14 protein-coding genes and 3 pseudogenes are annotated in these 15,533 nt (G+C 38.7%); 4 read left to right on the forward strand and 13 right to left on the reverse strand.

Going from position 1 to position 15,533, the window contains the following annotated elements:
- Positions 1-119 precede the first annotated feature (119 nt).
- The 11 genes and pseudogenes from trpA to E3C75_RS10530 all read right to left on the reverse strand — a co-directional run bounded on the left by trpA (position 120) and on the right by E3C75_RS10530 (position 10,831).
- Positions 120-902 carry a tryptophan synthase subunit alpha gene (gene trpA, locus E3C75_RS10480; RefSeq protein WP_084830759.1) on the reverse strand — a complete coding sequence of 261 codons (783 nt, stop codon included), beginning with the start codon at positions 900-902 and terminating at the stop codon, positions 120-122.
- A 3-nt stretch (positions 903-905) separates the two neighbouring features.
- Positions 906-2,114: a tryptophan synthase subunit beta gene (gene trpB, locus E3C75_RS10485; protein WP_111679678.1), complete on the reverse strand. Its 1,209-nt coding sequence runs from the start codon at positions 2,112-2,114 to the stop codon at positions 906-908.
- Positions 2,111-2,692: a phosphoribosylanthranilate isomerase gene (locus E3C75_RS10490; RefSeq protein ID WP_041827085.1), complete on the reverse strand. Its 582-nt coding sequence runs from the start codon at positions 2,690-2,692 to the stop codon at positions 2,111-2,113. The genes trpB and E3C75_RS10490 overlap by 4 nt, the downstream gene beginning before the upstream one ends.
- Positions 2,679-3,446, reverse strand: coding sequence for an indole-3-glycerol phosphate synthase TrpC (gene trpC, locus E3C75_RS10495; RefSeq protein ID WP_011681518.1), 768 nt, complete (start codon positions 3,444-3,446; stop codon positions 2,679-2,681). The genes E3C75_RS10490 and trpC overlap by 14 nt, the downstream gene beginning before the upstream one ends.
- Positions 3,443-4,447, reverse strand: a complete 1,005-nt coding sequence (trpD, locus tag E3C75_RS10500) for an anthranilate phosphoribosyltransferase (protein WP_011681519.1) — start codon at positions 4,445-4,447, stop codon at positions 3,443-3,445. Before trpD ends, trpC begins: the two co-directional genes overlap by 4 nt.
- A 90-nt stretch (positions 4,448-4,537) precedes the next feature.
- Entirely contained in the window at positions 4,538-5,104 is a 567-nt protein-coding gene (locus E3C75_RS10505) for an aminodeoxychorismate/anthranilate synthase component II (protein WP_011681520.1), read from the reverse strand.
- Positions 5,101-6,456 (reverse strand): anthranilate synthase component I, encoded by a 1,356-nt coding sequence (trpE, locus tag E3C75_RS10510; protein WP_084830761.1) that lies wholly within the window; start codon positions 6,454-6,456, stop codon positions 5,101-5,103. The genes E3C75_RS10505 and trpE overlap by 4 nt, the downstream gene beginning before the upstream one ends.
- A 76-nt stretch (positions 6,457-6,532) precedes the next feature.
- Positions 6,533-6,814, reverse strand: coding sequence for a chorismate mutase (locus tag E3C75_RS10515; protein ID WP_084830762.1), 282 nt, complete (start codon positions 6,812-6,814; stop codon positions 6,533-6,535).
- A gap of 594 nt (positions 6,815-7,408) precedes the next feature.
- A complete protein-coding gene (locus tag E3C75_RS10520; protein ID WP_084829037.1) occupies positions 7,409-7,759 on the reverse strand; it encodes a PBECR3 domain-containing polyvalent protein in 351 nt (116 codons plus the stop codon).
- A gap of 81 nt (positions 7,760-7,840) precedes the next feature.
- A complete protein-coding gene (locus E3C75_RS10525) occupies positions 7,841-10,201 on the reverse strand; it encodes an HAD-IC family P-type ATPase (protein WP_084829231.1) in 2,361 nt (786 codons plus the stop codon).
- Positions 10,202-10,339: 138 nt separating this feature from the next.
- Positions 10,340-10,831: pseudogene (locus E3C75_RS10530) on the reverse strand (hypothetical protein).
- Between the two features lie 1,003 nt (positions 10,832-11,834).
- On the opposite strand from E3C75_RS10530, the pseudogene E3C75_RS10535 reads away from it, so the two are divergent.
- A pseudogene (locus tag E3C75_RS10535) lies at positions 11,835-12,224 on the forward strand (DDE-type integrase/transposase/recombinase); the annotation flags it as partial.
- A gap of 275 nt (positions 12,225-12,499) precedes the next feature.
- Here E3C75_RS10535 and E3C75_RS10540 read toward each other — a convergent pair.
- Complete coding sequence (locus tag E3C75_RS10540; protein ID WP_084829040.1) at positions 12,500-13,081, reverse strand: TMEM175 family protein; 582 nt, start codon at positions 13,079-13,081, stop codon at positions 12,500-12,502.
- Positions 13,082-13,382: 301 nt separating this feature from the next.
- Positions 13,383-13,697 carry a hypothetical protein gene (locus tag E3C75_RS10545; protein ID WP_227972274.1) on the reverse strand — a complete coding sequence of 105 codons (315 nt, stop codon included), beginning with the start codon at positions 13,695-13,697 and terminating at the stop codon, positions 13,383-13,385.
- Positions 13,698-14,474: 777 nt separating this feature from the next.
- On the opposite strand from E3C75_RS10545, the gene E3C75_RS10550 reads away from it, so the two are divergent.
- The 3 genes and pseudogenes from E3C75_RS10550 (at position 14,475) to E3C75_RS10560 (ending at position 15,525) form a co-directional block, all read left to right on the forward strand.
- On the forward strand, positions 14,475-14,714 hold the full coding sequence (locus E3C75_RS10550; RefSeq protein WP_100262692.1) for a GlsB/YeaQ/YmgE family stress response membrane protein: 240 nt from the start codon (positions 14,475-14,477) through the stop codon (positions 14,712-14,714).
- A 62-nt stretch (positions 14,715-14,776) separates the two neighbouring features.
- A pseudogene (gene amaP / locus E3C75_RS10555) lies at positions 14,777-15,343 on the forward strand (alkaline shock response membrane anchor protein AmaP).
- 11 nt (positions 15,344-15,354) lie between these two features.
- Positions 15,355-15,525 carry a DUF2273 domain-containing protein gene (locus tag E3C75_RS10560; RefSeq protein WP_084830586.1) on the forward strand — a complete coding sequence of 57 codons (171 nt, stop codon included), beginning with the start codon at positions 15,355-15,357 and terminating at the stop codon, positions 15,523-15,525.
- Positions 15,526-15,533: the final 8 nt, after the last annotated feature.

A 15,533-nucleotide genomic window follows, 5' to 3' on the forward strand; every position in this document is an offset into this window, starting at 1 on the left:
TTTGTTTACATTTGTAGATTTGTTTTAACACTATTATAGAAAGGTGTCAAGAATTTTATCTACATTTGTAGATTTATTTTTGATGAAAAATACTCCCCATTTCTGGAGAGCATCATCTGCTATTTTTCAAAATGTGAGCCGAATGTAACAAATTCAGCGACTTCTTCTTCCTTACCGTCGTGCAGGTCACGGACAATTTTTGATCCCACGATAACACCGTCTGACACAGCATTAAAGCGTTTAATGTCTTCCTCTGTTGACACACCAAAACCTGTGAGAACTGGAATGTCTGCATAGGCAGTCAAGTTAGATAAGTGTTTATCAAGGTCATCACGGTAATTACCAGTCTTACCAGTAACACCATTGATGGCAACGGCGTAGATAAAGCCTTCTGCACCATCAATCAACTGTTTCTGACGATCAATGCCTGTAGTCAAGCTGACCAAAGGCACGAGAGCAATGTCACTGTCTCTCAAATAAGGAGTGATAAAGTCAGCATGTTCATTTGGCAAATCAGGAATGATGAGCCCCTTGACAGAAGTCTCTGCTAAATCTTTGACAAAGGCTTCAATACAATACTGATAAACTGGGTTGATGTAGGTCATGATAACCAAAGGCACCTGTGTCTTTTTTTCTTGAAGCTTCTTGATGATAGCTGTTAAAGTCACGTCTTTAGCCAAACTACGTTGTCCTGCTAGTTCAATAATGGGACCATCAGCCACTGGGTCAGACCATGGAATACCCACCTCGATAGCTGAAACACCGCTATTTTCTAAGAGAGTAATAGTCTCAAAGAGTCCGTCTAGACCTTTAGCGTGGTCACCAGCCATGATATAGGGCACGAAAATACCGCGTTTACTGTCTTTGATAGCTTGTAGGTGTTTTGTCAGTGTTTTTGTCATGGTTTATTTCCCTTCTGCTTCAGCTTCAAAACGTTCTTTAACCTGCATAACGTCCTTATCCCCACGACCTGAGAGGCAGACGATGAGGCTTTGGTCTGGCGACATCTTAGCTGCCACTTTTTGTGCAAGCGCAATGGCATGGCTAGACTCAAGAGCTGGGATAATACCTTCCAAACGTGACAGAAGTTTGAATCCTTCGAGAGCTTCTTCATCTGTGATAGAGTCGTAAGTCGCACGTCCTATTTTGTTGAAATAACAGTGCTCAGGACCAACCCCTGGGTAGTCCAGACCAGCTGATATAGAGAAGGCTTCCATGATTTGACCATGAGCATCTTGGAGGACATCCATAAGGGCTCCATGAAGGATACCTGGACGACCTTTGGCAAAGGTTGCGGCGTGTTTTTCAGTATCAAGCCCCAAACCAGAAGCCTCAGCACCATACATGGCTACTGATTTATCATTAACAAATGGGTAGAACATACCGATAGCATTTGAACCACCACCGATACAAGCCATTACAGCATCAGGCAATTTACCGCCTGAAATTTCTGCATATTGACGTTTGACTTCACGACCGATGACAGATTGAAAGTCACGAACAATTTCTGGGAATGGTGCAGGACCAAGGGCAGATCCCATGATGTAGTGAGTGTCATCAATACCTGCTACCCAAGCACGAAGAGCAGCATTTACAGCGTCCTTAAGCACGCGCGAACCATCTGTAACACTAAATACCTTGGCACCAAGCAACTCCATACGGAAAACGTTAAGCGCCTGACGTTTCACATCTTCCTCACCCATATAGATGGTACAGTCCATGTCGAAAAGAGCAGCGGCTGTCGCTGTTGCGACACCGTGTTGACCTGCACCAGTTTCGGCGATGATTTTCTTCTTACCCATACGTTTAGCAAGCAAGACTTGACCGAGGGCATTGTTAATCTTGTGGGCCCCTGTGTGGTTAAGGTCTTCACGTTTAAGGTAAATTTGCGCTCCACCGATATGATCTGTCAAACGTTTGGCGTGGTAAAGAGGTGTTTCACGGCCAACATAGTTTTTAAGGAGGTCATCCAATTTCGCTTGGAAACTTGAATCTTCTTTGGCTTCACGATAGGCCTTATCCAATTCAATAACGGCTGTCATCAGCGTTTCGGGAACGAACTGACCGCCGAATTTTCCGTAAAATCCTTTTGCATCAGGTTGTTGATATGTCATGCTTTCACTCTTTCTATAAATGCTTTAATCTTCTTTAAATCCTTGTAACCATCTGTCTCTACACCTGAGGACACATCCAAGGCATAGGGATGGAAGGTTTCCTTGGCCTCTGCCACATTATCCACAGCCAAACCACCAGCGATAAAGTAGTCCTGTTCAATCTGCTTGTCAGCCAAGAGTTGCCAGTCAAAGGTCTGACCACTGCCGGCAATAGGAGCATCAAAAAGAAGATAACCCGCCTGGCTCTTGACTTGAGAATCACCATCCGAAATCTGAATTGCTCGAATAACTGGTACTGATATCTTTGGAATCAGATCTTCATCAAAAGTTCCATGAATCTGAACGATATCTAAGGGAACCTGACTAATCGCTTCTTCCAGTTCCTTAAGGCTTGGTGAAACAAAGACACCAACGATTTTTGTCTGGCCTGTCACCCCTTTAGCCAACTCGTGAGCTTGTTCAAGACTCACTTGACGCTTGCTTTTGGCGAACACAAAACCAATATAGTCAGCACCTGCTTTAACTGCAGTGGCTACTGCTTCTGGTGTCGACAGTCCACAAATTTTAACCTTTGTCAATTTGCAACTCCTTGACCTTTTTAGCTACATTGTCAGCCGTCATAAGGGCAGTTCCTACCAGAATCCCATTAAAATATGGGGCAACTAGGGCAGCATCCTGACCTGTAAAAATAGCCGACTCAGAAATATAAACAGGTTTATCCTTGAAATGCGTCGATAACTCAAGACTGGTATTGATATCTGTCTCAAATGTCACCAAATTACGGTTGTTTACTCCGATAATTTCAGCACCAATACGGTGAGCCACTTCCAATTCTGGCAGATTATGCGTTTCAACCAAGACTTCCAAGCCAAGGCTAGTCGCAAAATCATAGAGCTCCTTGAGACGAGCTTCTGGCAAGGCCGCTACAATCAAGAGAATGACTGTCGCACCCGCATTACGGCTACGCACAATCTGTTTCTCATCAATAATGAAGTCCTTAGCCAAGGTTGGAATCGCTACCTGTGTCGAAATTTCTTTCAAATAGGAAATATCACCTTTGAAGAAGACTTCGTCAGTCAAAACTGAAATCATGGCTGCCCCATTTTCCTCATAGGTCTTGGCCTGAGCTACAATATCCACATCTAGGTTAATATCACCCATACTTGGACTGGCTTTCTTCACTTCAGAAATAATTTGCAACTTGTTTTGATTTGACTTGAGAAAATCATAAAGGCGATAGGTCTGACGCAAGGGCTGTAAGTCTTCCATGACCAACTGGGCCACTTCTTTTTCTTTTTGTTCTAGGATTGTTGGAAGAAAAGCTTTACTCATACTTGTACCTCTTGGAGTTTGCGAAGTTTCTCTAGGGCTGATCCGTCCGCAATTAATTGACGAGCAAGCTCAACACCTTCTTTAATGGTCCCAGCCTTACCATTGGCAAAGAAACCAAGACCTACATTAAGCACTGTTGTTTCAAGATAAGGACTAGCTTCATTTCTCAAGACACTAAGGAGAATCTCTGCATTTTCCTTGGCATCACCACCTGTGATATCAGACAACTCAACCTTTTCCATACCCAGATCTTCATAAGTAAAGGTGTGCTGGCTGATGTGACCATCTTCCAAAAGGGTGTAGGTGTTAGTACCATAGAGAGCAGCTTCGTCCATATTGTCAGGACCTGTGATAATAACCGCACGTTTTCTTCCCAACTGTTGAATAGCATTAGCAACAATCTCTTGCAGCTCCACACGATAGAGCCCCATGAGTTGCGTCTCAAGGTCAAGCGGATTAGCCAGTGGCCCAACCAAGTTCATAATCGTTGGAATCCCAAGAGCTTGGCGAGCTGGACCGATAAAACGCATGGCTGGGTGCATGGTTTGTGCAAAGATAAAGGCCAAACCAACCTCGTCAAGTGCTTTAGATAGGATTTCTGGTGATGCCGCAACGTTGATTCCAAGGACTTCAAGGACATCTGCCGAACCAGATTTAGAGGAAATCGAACGGTTACCAGCCTTAGCCATACGAATACCACCTGCTGCTAGGACAAAGCAAGCCGTTGTTGAAATGTTAAAGCTATAAGATTGGTCTCCACCAGTACCACAGTTACACATAGCATCTGTGAAGGTCTCAGGCAAGACCGTCGCATGTGATTTGAGGGCACGCACGATACCTGTGATTTCATCTGATGTTTCTCCCTTAATTTTAAGCCCCATAAGGAAGGAAGCGATTTGGCTTTCTGAGACTTCATTTTTGAGAATGCGGTCAAAGACTGCTTGGACTTGGTCTTGAGACAAGTCTTGTCGGTTTGAGATTTGTAGAAATATTTCTTTCATATCTGTTTTCCTTCTAAAGACGGTTCAATATTTTCCGATGCACTAGGAGATGTTTTGAGCCTAGATTTATCTAGTCAAAAGACTAACCAACTAGCCTGCAACAATTTTCACAAAATTTTCAACCATCTTGAGACCATCTGGACTTCCGATGCTCTCTGGGTGATATTGCAAACCATAAATTGGTAGCTCCTTATGTTGAATGGCCATGATTTCTTGATCATCAGTTGTGATGGCTGTCACATCAAAGCCCTCTGGCATTTGGTCAACAACGATGGAATGGTAACGCATGATTGGGACATCATTGTCAATATCCTTGAAAATTGGCGATGGCGTTTCAAAAGTAATATTGCTTTGTTTGCCATGCATGACATTCTTAGCCAAGCCAAGTTTACCACCAAAAGTTTCCGCAATAGCCTGGTGCCCCAAGCAAATTCCCATCATCGGTTTTTTACCAGCGAAATCCTTAATCAAGGCTTCCATTTTACCCGCATCAGCTGGCCAACCTGGACCCGGTGAAAAGACTAGCCCGTAAGCTTTTTCCGCCTCTTCATAGAGCTTCTCATCATCGTTACGTAAGACTTTCACCTCTGTAAATGTCCCTAGGTATTGTGCCAAATTATAGGTAAAAGAATCGTAGTTATCAACTAGTAAAATCATTGGACATCTCCTATTCTTGTCATAGCTTTCGCCTTATTAATCGTTTCATAAAATTCATTTTCAGGAACACTGTCATAGACAACACCTGCACCTGCCTGAACATAGGCTTTTTGATTTTTGAGAATCATAGTACGGATAGCAATGGCAAAGTCCATATCTCCTGTCGCAGACAGATAACCAATAGCTCCCGCATAAATACCACGTTTTTCCTGCTCAAGCTCATAGATACGACGCATAGCACGAATCTTAGGTGCTCCTGACACGGTTCCAGCTGGTAGAGTTGATTTTAGAGCATCAAGGGACGTCAACTCCGGTAAGAGTTGCCCCTTAACCACACTAGTAAGGTGCATCACATAGCGGAAATACTCAACCGCCATATACTTGGTCACCTTGACCGTACCATTTTTGGCAATCTTACCAATATCATTACGTCCCAAGTCAACCAACATACGGTGTTCCGCAGTTTCTTTAACATCATGTGAGAGTTCATCCGCCAAGGCAGCATCTTCAGCCTCATTGGCGCCACGAGGGCGAGTTCCAGCAATCGGATTGGTGAACACCTCTCCATTTTTCACTGAAACAAGGCTCTCTGGGCTGGCACCAATCACCTGATAATCTCCAAAATCATAGAAATAAAGGTAGTTTGATGGGTTGGTCACGCGCAAGTTACGGTAGTAATCCAAAGGATCTCCCTCAAAGTCCGCTGAAAAGCGTTGACTAAGCACACATTGGAACATATCTCCCTCACGAATGAGTTTCTTAGCCTTAGCCACCATATCCATGAAGACCTCTTTTTCGATATGATTCGAAAATTGCAAAGCTTGCAAGGCCTGAGGTGTAAACTCGTTTGGCGCCTGAGTCTGTAGGATCGTTACCACCTGACCAAGAGCTTGACGCACCGCATCGTTGTCACGGTCAGAGTAGATGTTGTCCTCAACCACATAAACCTTTTCCTTTTTGTGATCAAAAATCAAATAAGACTCATAGATGAAGAAATGCATATCAGGTGTCCCAATCGTATCTTCAGGAATCTCCCCGATATTTTCATAGAGACCAATCATATCATAACCTGCAAATCCGATAGCACCACCTGCGAAAGGTAGGTCAGACTTGATGCCCTTGACTGTTACTTGGTCCAAGTATTCGAAAGGATCCTGATCAATCGCCTTACCATTTTCATAAAGAACACCATCCTTGAAGGTTACTTCAAAGACCGGATTGTAGGCAATAATAGAAAAACGTGCATTTTCCTTCTCACGAGGAATAGATTCAAGGATAACCTTGTGTTCCCCTTGAACACGCATATAAGCCAAGATTGGTGTTAAGGTATCGGCTGGTAAAATTTTTCTCATAGTATTTCCTTTCAAACTGGTTTATCGAGAGTAATAAGACTGATACAAGACTCCTTTATAGGATGTGTCGGCACCATTAGTGTTCTTTATTTACTTTCTCTTCCAAAGCAATAAAGGCTTGAATCATGCTTCGCCAAACACTTTCAGCCACATCTGGCGATAAGCCAAGCTCTAGTGCCTCCTTGCGACAGTTAGCTATGACTTGAGCAACACGATCATTCGCCCGGACTGCGGACTTATCTCCTTTTGGCTTCAGCCGCCCTGCCTTTTCCACAAGTATTTGACGTTGGGCCAGGAGTCGAATTAACTGACTATCAATATTATCAATATCACTTCGAATATCGTTTAATGCATCCATAATACCCAACCTTTCATTGAATAATGAAATAATACTCCTTTAAGGTAAATAGACCTTTAAAGATAAAAGTAAGCAAAAAACCTCACAGAGAAAAACTCTGTGAGGGCATTAAATCTAGTTTAACACGGTACCACCTCAGTTAATGGTCTCCAAAAAAACGACCATCATCTCTATCTCCTCTAACAAGGAGTTGCACGGTAAGGGGTGCCAACCGAGAAGAATATGTGTTACCTTCTCATTATCATCCAATCAGCCCAATGTTCACTCATCTCGATTACCTACTCACAATCACCGCAGGCTCCCTGAAAATCTAAGACCAGTTACTTTCTGATTTACTAACTATTGTACTCCTTTTTAAAAAGATGTCAAGAATTTTCTGTTAATTTTGACAATTCTTCTCCTATAGGATTAGTCTATACCTAATCCAGATAGTGAGATAGTCTTGCCCCTAAGCTACACAAAATAAAAAAGCCCCCGAAAGGGACTTCTTGGGCTGATAAACAACGGCAGGGTGACAGTCCTGCATCTCTTTCAGTCCCGAAGGTGCGGCGGCTACCTCTTCCGCTCTCGTTGTTATTCCTTACCCATGTTATATCACATTTTCTTCGCTCTACCAGCATTTAGATAGTTTTTCAGCTTAGAATCTTTAATCACAAACATGGTACGGACATTAAGTTTATCACATAATGTAACCGCTACTAAAACATTACCATCAATACGTTTGATGTATTCCAAGGACTGGCCATCAGGATGGCGACCGATATAGTCCGGATGAGCAATAATCTCTGGAATACGTTCATAGATGGCATCAAAATCACTAAATTCCTGGCGATGTTTTTCCATATGCTTCTTACGTTGTGCAGACTGCGTGATGTCTTCACCAGGCTTGTAGTCTAAATTAAAAGCTTTAATGACTTTTGGCGTCAAGTGCCCTACTATTTTCATGCCTTTATTGTACCATACCTAATGCCCATCAAGGATTTTCCTATTATTTAGCTATCAAAAAACTAAAGTCTGTTAGCAAGCTTAAGTTTTGCTTTGTGCTTTTTGGAAAGCACCTTGTTTGTAGCTAATCCAGAAGAAAAACGGTGTACAGATAGCCATTGCGACCAGATAGATTGGCAATGTGTAGCTATTAAGTGTTGAGATTGCAATCACATCTCGAAGATAGTAGGAACTGATTAAGAAGCCAAAGACTGAGTAGATAATCAAGGCCACACGCCCCTTATTTAAGGGGATACAAGCACGAATAACGGCAAGAATACCCGTTGATCCCATCATATAATAAGAAAGCGTCAGCATGTCTGTACTACTCATACCAAGATAGACCTGAGACAGATGGAAAATAAGAACACTGATAACCAGCATCAAGGCATTAGGAATAGCCAACTGAAGCGAACGTCTGAGGAAATGTTTCTCAACAGGACGAATATTACGTTCGAAGGTCAAAACAAATGGTGGAAGACCCTCGATAAACTGACCTGCCAAGGTCATCTGAACCTGAATGAATGGAAAGACCAAGAGGTACTCCGCCTTTCCAAAAACAATACTGCCAATACAGATAAGCCCCAAAAGGAAGGAATAAACAGTTTTAATGAGGAAAATAGGTGCAATGTGGGCAATATTATTAACCACACGGCGTCCCTCAAATAGAATTTCAGGAATGTCCTTAAACTCAGAATCCATTAGCACCAAGTTAGCAATCTGGCGTGTAGCCGGATCTCCCTCTGCCATAACAATCGAACAATCCGCCTCACGCAGTGCCAAGATATCATTGACACCGTCACCAGTCATAGCCGTGGTATGCCCATTGGCATTAAGGGTTTGGATTAATAACTTTTTCTGATGCGGAGATACACGACCAAAAATCGCAGTATCCTCAGCCAAAGCCTCCAACTCCTCATCGCTGACCTTAGAACAGTCAATATAGCTTTGATAATCGGCAAAACCAGCTTGATGAGCAATATGAGAAACCGTCACTGGATTGTCACCAGAAATAATCTTAAGTGTCACATCTTCTGAACGCAGGTATTCCAGAGTTTCTGCAGCATCCTCACGAATAGGATCGGCAATTTCAAGCAAGGTCAAAGCCTCGATATCATTCGGCAAAATCATGGTCTCTGTGGCAATACCTGACTGACTCCAAGCCAAAATCAAAACACGAGACCCTCGCGCCTGAGCCTTATCGACTTCTTTAGGATTCTCCTTAAGAAGCATCTCAGGTGCTCCCAAAAAGAGAGTTCCAAGCCCATTGATGCTCACAGCACCCCATTTACGATTGCTTGAAAATGGAATAACATCACCTACCTGATAATGATGTTCCAGACCCTCATAAGCATTTCGAATAGCCTGAGCTGTTGCGTTTTTATCCTTGCTATGTTGCATATAAGCCGCAAGCAAACGTTCCAACTCCTCTTTCGTAAAACGCTCTGACAGTAGCTCCAGACCTTTAACTGTCATCTTTCCTTGTGTAATCGTCCCTGTCTTATCTAAACAAAGCACATCTACACGGGCCAAGGTTTCAACAGAGTACATCTCTTGCACAAGGATGTGTTTCATCCCAAGCTTAATGACAGCCGTCAAAAGTGATGTAATAGTCAAAAGGGTAATTCCCTTAGGCAACATTCCCAGAAGGGCTGTTGAACTGGTAACGACCGACTCTTGAAGAGAAAGCTGCTTAATCATGTAAGCCTCGAAAAAGAGTGCAAGCCCAAATGGTATAACAATCTTTCCCGTAAACTTAGCAATCTTGTCCATGTTATAAAGGATACAGGACACGATTGGCTTATGAGTCTTGGCCTCTAACATAAGCTTGTTGGCGTAATTGTCCTCGGCTACGTTAATGACCTTAGCATAGACTTGACCACTCACAAGATAAGAACCTGAGAGCAACTCCTTCCCATCTTTCTTTAGAATCTGATCACTCTCACCAGTCAGCATAGCCTCGTTAAGCTCAGCCATTCCATCAACAACCACTGCATCACTGGGAACCTGCTCACCCGCAGACAAGAGCATGATATCATCTAAGACAATATCCTTAGGATCGATGGAAACAAGCTGTCCATCACGCACCACACGAATCTGATCCTGATTCATGAGATTGAGCTTATCAATCATGCGACGGGCACGCAACTCTGTCATCATCCCCGTAAAGGCATTAAGCACAATAATCCCGAAGAAAAATAGATTGGACCAAGCCTGAACAGCAATCAAGGCCACAAAGATTGCAAAATTAAGCATATTAAAGGAGTTGAAGACATTACGCCTAAAAATCTCCCAATTGCTGGAGCCAGCTTTTGCTTTAAAATAATTTGTTTTACCTGCATCTATCCGCTGCTTGACCTCCACCTGAGTCAAGCCTTGTAACTGTTTTTTCACAACTTTCATAGTAGCATAAAAACGAGGTGTTTTCAAAGGTTAGCCGTCATGAATACCAAGGAAATAAACCTATTACCCCTCATGCTTTTTTCACTCTGCCATCCAGGCCAATAAACCCAACAAAAATATTCTGTAGGATTATATTCTCTAATTAAACCTACTTCGGTAAAGTAGATTAAACAACCATTGAAGATTGATAAAAGGTTTTGTATGAACCTTCATGATTGAGGAAAAATCTTCCTTAATCTCTCGTTTAATTTGTGATTCATTAACTTGATTTTTTTGCTTCTTCTGAAAAATAACTGACGTCCTCAAATCTAAACGTACTGTTAAAACCAACAGTCATATTATCCTTATCATATAAAAAGCTTCCTAAGGATTTTGTTAGAAAAGATTTACTTTTAGTATTTATAATATCGTTTGTTCCATCATCATATATAATATTGTCGATTTTAGGAGTATAAATCCACCCCACATTCTTTACCAACATAACTAAATCCGTTTCTGTCCCCTCCTTATGAGGGATATGCTGAGCATAATAAACAGAGTTAAATTTTAAATTACAATAAGTATAGAGACTCATACACAAGACTATAAGCAGTCCGACATCCCTAAAATATTTCTTTTTTGCATTGTCATCTTCTCTCTCCTTTTCTATCTCCAATTACATGTTGACTAGGTTAACAATTAAGCATTGTACACTATTCATAACAAGTCTTAAAACTTCAAGGATTTGTGGCTTCTGTAATTGCTTCTACAGCTTTTTAACAAAGCCTCGTGATATCATCGTTGTAAACAAACTTAACTCTCTTATAATTACGGATTCTCTTTGACCCTCTCTCACTTTGTCATTCAAACTAAACATGGTATAATAGTTGAGGTATCGACTGTCTCTTCTATTAGGAAAAATAAGGCATCAAAAAGTAACAAGAAGGGGCTAAACCCTTTATATGAAAGGAATCTAGAAATTATTATGATGAACATGCAAAACTTGTTCCAAGAATTTTTTAGGCTTGTTATCATTATAAATACTGATTTTAAGGGATTTAACTACTAGTAAACTTAACAACTTTTATATATTTTACACAATATAGGACAGTAAATGGACAGTGACAGCATAATTGAAGAGTGAACAAAAAGAGGTATAAAAATACATCTTTTTTGCACAACTATCTATTTTTAGAACTTAGTTGAAAGAATATTGTCTACCCTTCCATAAAATAGAAAATCTATTTAAATCTTAACCATACATGAATTATTATATTATTTCGACTTTACGTCAACGGCTTTTAAGCAACATTAAAATACTAGCAACGCTAGTGTTTTAAGTATTACTATAAACAAAGTACAAAACCAATGTTTTTATAAGGGTCTAAAACTCAAAATTCCATACAATTCAACTAATTATAATATAGATAATGTGGACTTTCACCCAATAATGTACAAATTAAGCATCAAAATATCAAAAAGTCCGCATTGCTATCTAGATGATTTTTTTCCTTTCGTTCTACCACCAAGCTTCTCTCTTATAGCATTGGAGCAAGCTTCCGTTAAAGGTTCACCGATTGCTTCCTTATAGTTAAACCCAAGTAATTGCATTGTCTTTAAAGTGTCTTTATTAAGTAAAGCAACTAATTGTACAGTCATTGCTTGGGATTTGGGCAAGCGAATGACTGTAGAATTAGTGCAAAGAACTTTAAATAAGGCCATTAAATCACAAGACTATCCAGAAGCTGTTATTCTTCATTCTGACCAAGGAAGCCAGTATACGAGTCTAGAGTATGAAGAGTTGCTTAAGTATTATGGGATGACTCACTCTTTCAGTCGAAGGGGACACCCTTATCATAATGCCAGTCTTGAATCTTGGCATGGACATTTAAAAAGAGAGTGGATGTATCAATTTAAATATAAGAACTTTGAAGAAGCCTATCAGAGTATTTTCTGGTACATCGAAGCCTTTTATAATTCAAAACGAATCCATCAAAGTTCAGGGTATCTTACACCTAATCAATTTGAAAAGGTAAGTGCTTAAAATAAATAGATTAAAATTCTACGTTTGTTACTCTAAAAACTTGACTTAACGTCAATTCTTTTCTTTTTAGAGAATTGTAAAACTTTACGATTTTTCTTAAGACCTGGTTTGAAAAGTATGGGTTCCAGTTGGACTAAAAATAGCGTATTATCAAGGCTTTTCAGAACGATATCTACTGATTAATTTCAAAAAATATGAATCAATATATTATAAATAGGGGAATAGTTTAGGTCTGTAAGCATTAAAATAATACACCTAACTTTGGTCAACATTTTTTAGTTATTCACTCTTTTTTCAGATAGTGTTTTTAAAATTATGATGTAAAATGCCGCAATTAAAACACTATAAATCATAATTGGAGGATAGACAATTAATGATAGAATCAATCCCACTCCTTTAATTATTAGGTCAGGTATCAATAACTTTCTATATTGTGCGGTAGCTTCAAGTAATTCTTTCTGATCCATATTGGGTTTATCAATTACTTTATGTAAAAACCAGTTTGCTACCGTTGAAACAATAACGATTAGTCCATAAAAGAGCTGTGCCGTATGATTCATGAAATGACTACTAACTATTCCAGTAGCATAGGGCATAAATGAAACAAAAAATAAAAGAAACAAATTCCACCAAACAATTTGTTGAGAAATTTTCTCAACCTTTTCCCACAATGTATTTAGTATCATCCATAACCATCCCAACCAGAAAAAGGAAAGAAAATAAGCAAAGAAATTTTGCCGTAAATCCCAAAAAGCTTGAAGACTTGGTGTCGTTGGTTTTTCTAACTCTAAAATCAAAATGGTCATAATAATTGCTAGAACAGCATCTGTCAATGCAATTAATCTATCTTTCTTCATCGGATTACATCGCCTTTCATTTTGTAGCATTCTATCTCATTGTATAATATTTATTAATTTTAAATATTGGATATTCATTTAATACTTTGAGTACAAACAAGATACACCAAAAAGCATGTATCGGTCATATTTTATTTAACTCTAGAAATATTCATCCGCCTAATTAATAAATATATCATAATTCGCAAAAAAATGAGTACTATAAAAGATACATTTTCTTTCAGATTCCTCCCTTTTCACTTTATCACTTATTGTTGCTTAGATTTATCAAAAACAACCAAATTTGTGTCAATTTCAAGTATTACCTAGTTACAAAAATTGGGGGTGAACAGAAAAAGCATCCCGTATTTTTGTAACGAAATGCTTTCAATAAATGTAAATAAGTTTTAATGTTTACTAAATCGTCAATCATTATTTTTGCAACTTCTTTACGATAGCTTGTTCCATATTCTTCTTTCAATCCATAATCAATTCTCTCCTCAAAATTGGTATAAGGATATTGACCAAGTAGCACATTGATACGTTGATCAAATTCATAATCAATCCACCACTCCTCAAACAATTCTTTGAAAGATTGCAAATCTGGTTCAGAATTCAATAGGGTTAGTGCATCCATAAAACCTGTTTTATATCCATTAATTTCTGAGCATAAACCAACGACCTCATCCTTATTAATTTTGGCAAATTCCTAACGCATTTCAAGCAAATCCTTGTCTCTAAATAGTCGTTCAAAGCCCTCAAGCTGTTTACTAAATTTGTCTAATTTAGTGTAATCCTGACAATTCAATGTTTCTCTAAAATCCGTAATTATCTCCTTTTTTGAATTTTAAACTCCTACTGAAAATAACACAGTATCCTGTGTATGATTTAGGCTTTTTATTGGATGATACTTCATAAAGAAAAGGTATGTAAAGGTTTACATACTTCAATTATACATTTTATTTCCACTTTCGTAACTATCACTTCTTAGAGAGGTTTTTTTAACGTTTTAATTGGCTAAAAATCTTATGGTCATACCAACATAATCAAAGGTTTTATTGACGAATCATTCAATTATCAGAATGGTCTGATAATAATAATTACATATGTAGAGTATTCACAAAACTGTTCAAAAAACTACAAGAATCATAACATAAACATACTTGAAAATCTATGAAATATTTTGCAAAAACGATTAATGGTTTTCATTATATTTTTTTGTAAGTCCAAGCATTTTCATTGACTTATCAATTTGATAAGCTTACACTGTTATTTACAGGTATATACTAATATTAATCTTATGATTGTTAAGATTAATATAAAAAATGTTTTAGCTAAAATATAACTATAACTCTTAGATTGTTTGATTTTCCAAACAATCTAAATTTCCTCAATTTAGAAGGGGGCAGACATTATGCTTTGGGCTATTATCATAGGAGGGCTTATCGGTCTTATTGCAGGTGGAATCACTAAAAAGGGAGATTCCATGGGAATAATCGCTAATATCATTGCAGGTTTAGTCGGTTCATCTGTTGGACAATCACTTTTCGGTGCATGGGGACCTAGTCTAGCTGGAATGGCATTAATTCCATCAATCTTAGGAGCGGTTATTGTTGTTTCAGTAGTATCATTTTTCCTAGGGAAAAATGATTGAACTTGAACCTTTCTTGACAGGAATAGATTAAAGTTCAAATTCTGTTGATGAAAGGATTCAATATGTCAAAAACCAAAAAAATACTTTACCTTATTTTATGTATTTTAATCTTGACAATTTTGATTCCTATTTTGCTAGATTATCATAAAGTCAGTGGCTTAGGACTTCATTTAGTTGATTGGAATCAAAATTCCTTTTTAGAATTTTATCTTTCAAGATATATTTTCTTGGGTGCTCTAGTACTTTCAGCTGTAGTGTTGTTTCTAATGCTTGTTACACTCTTTTATCCTAAACAATATTTAGAGATTTAATTACCTGATGTCGATGGTGAACTAAAATTAAAAAATTCAGCTATTGAAGGATTTGTTCGTTGTGTGGTTGCTAATCACAATTTTATAAAGGATCCTACTATTAAGGTAAACAGTCGTAAGAATAAATGTTTAGTTCACGTAGAAGGACAAATGCTTCCATCAGACAACATTATTAAACGAACTCAAATAATTAAAGATGAGATTGCTGATGGTTTGAAACAGTTTTTTGGAATGAATCATCGTGTAAAACTATATATTTCTGTAAAAGAATACAAGCCAAAACCACTACGTAAAAAAACTGTTAGTCGTGTAAAGTAAGGAAGTAAAAAATGGAATGGTTTAAAAAATACCAATATTCATTTCTTTCCGGATTGGCGGGTGTTATCTTAGCTTGCTTCATCCTATCCTATGGTTTTTTTAAGACTTTATTTGTCTTGATTTGTGCCACTCTAGGAGTTGGAGTTGGATATTACATTCAACAAAAACAATTATTTAAATAGTAAAGGTG

Source organism: Streptococcus thermophilus, from assembly GCF_010120595.1.
GTDB classification, from domain to species: Bacteria; Bacillota; Bacilli; order Lactobacillales; family Streptococcaceae; genus Streptococcus; species Streptococcus thermophilus.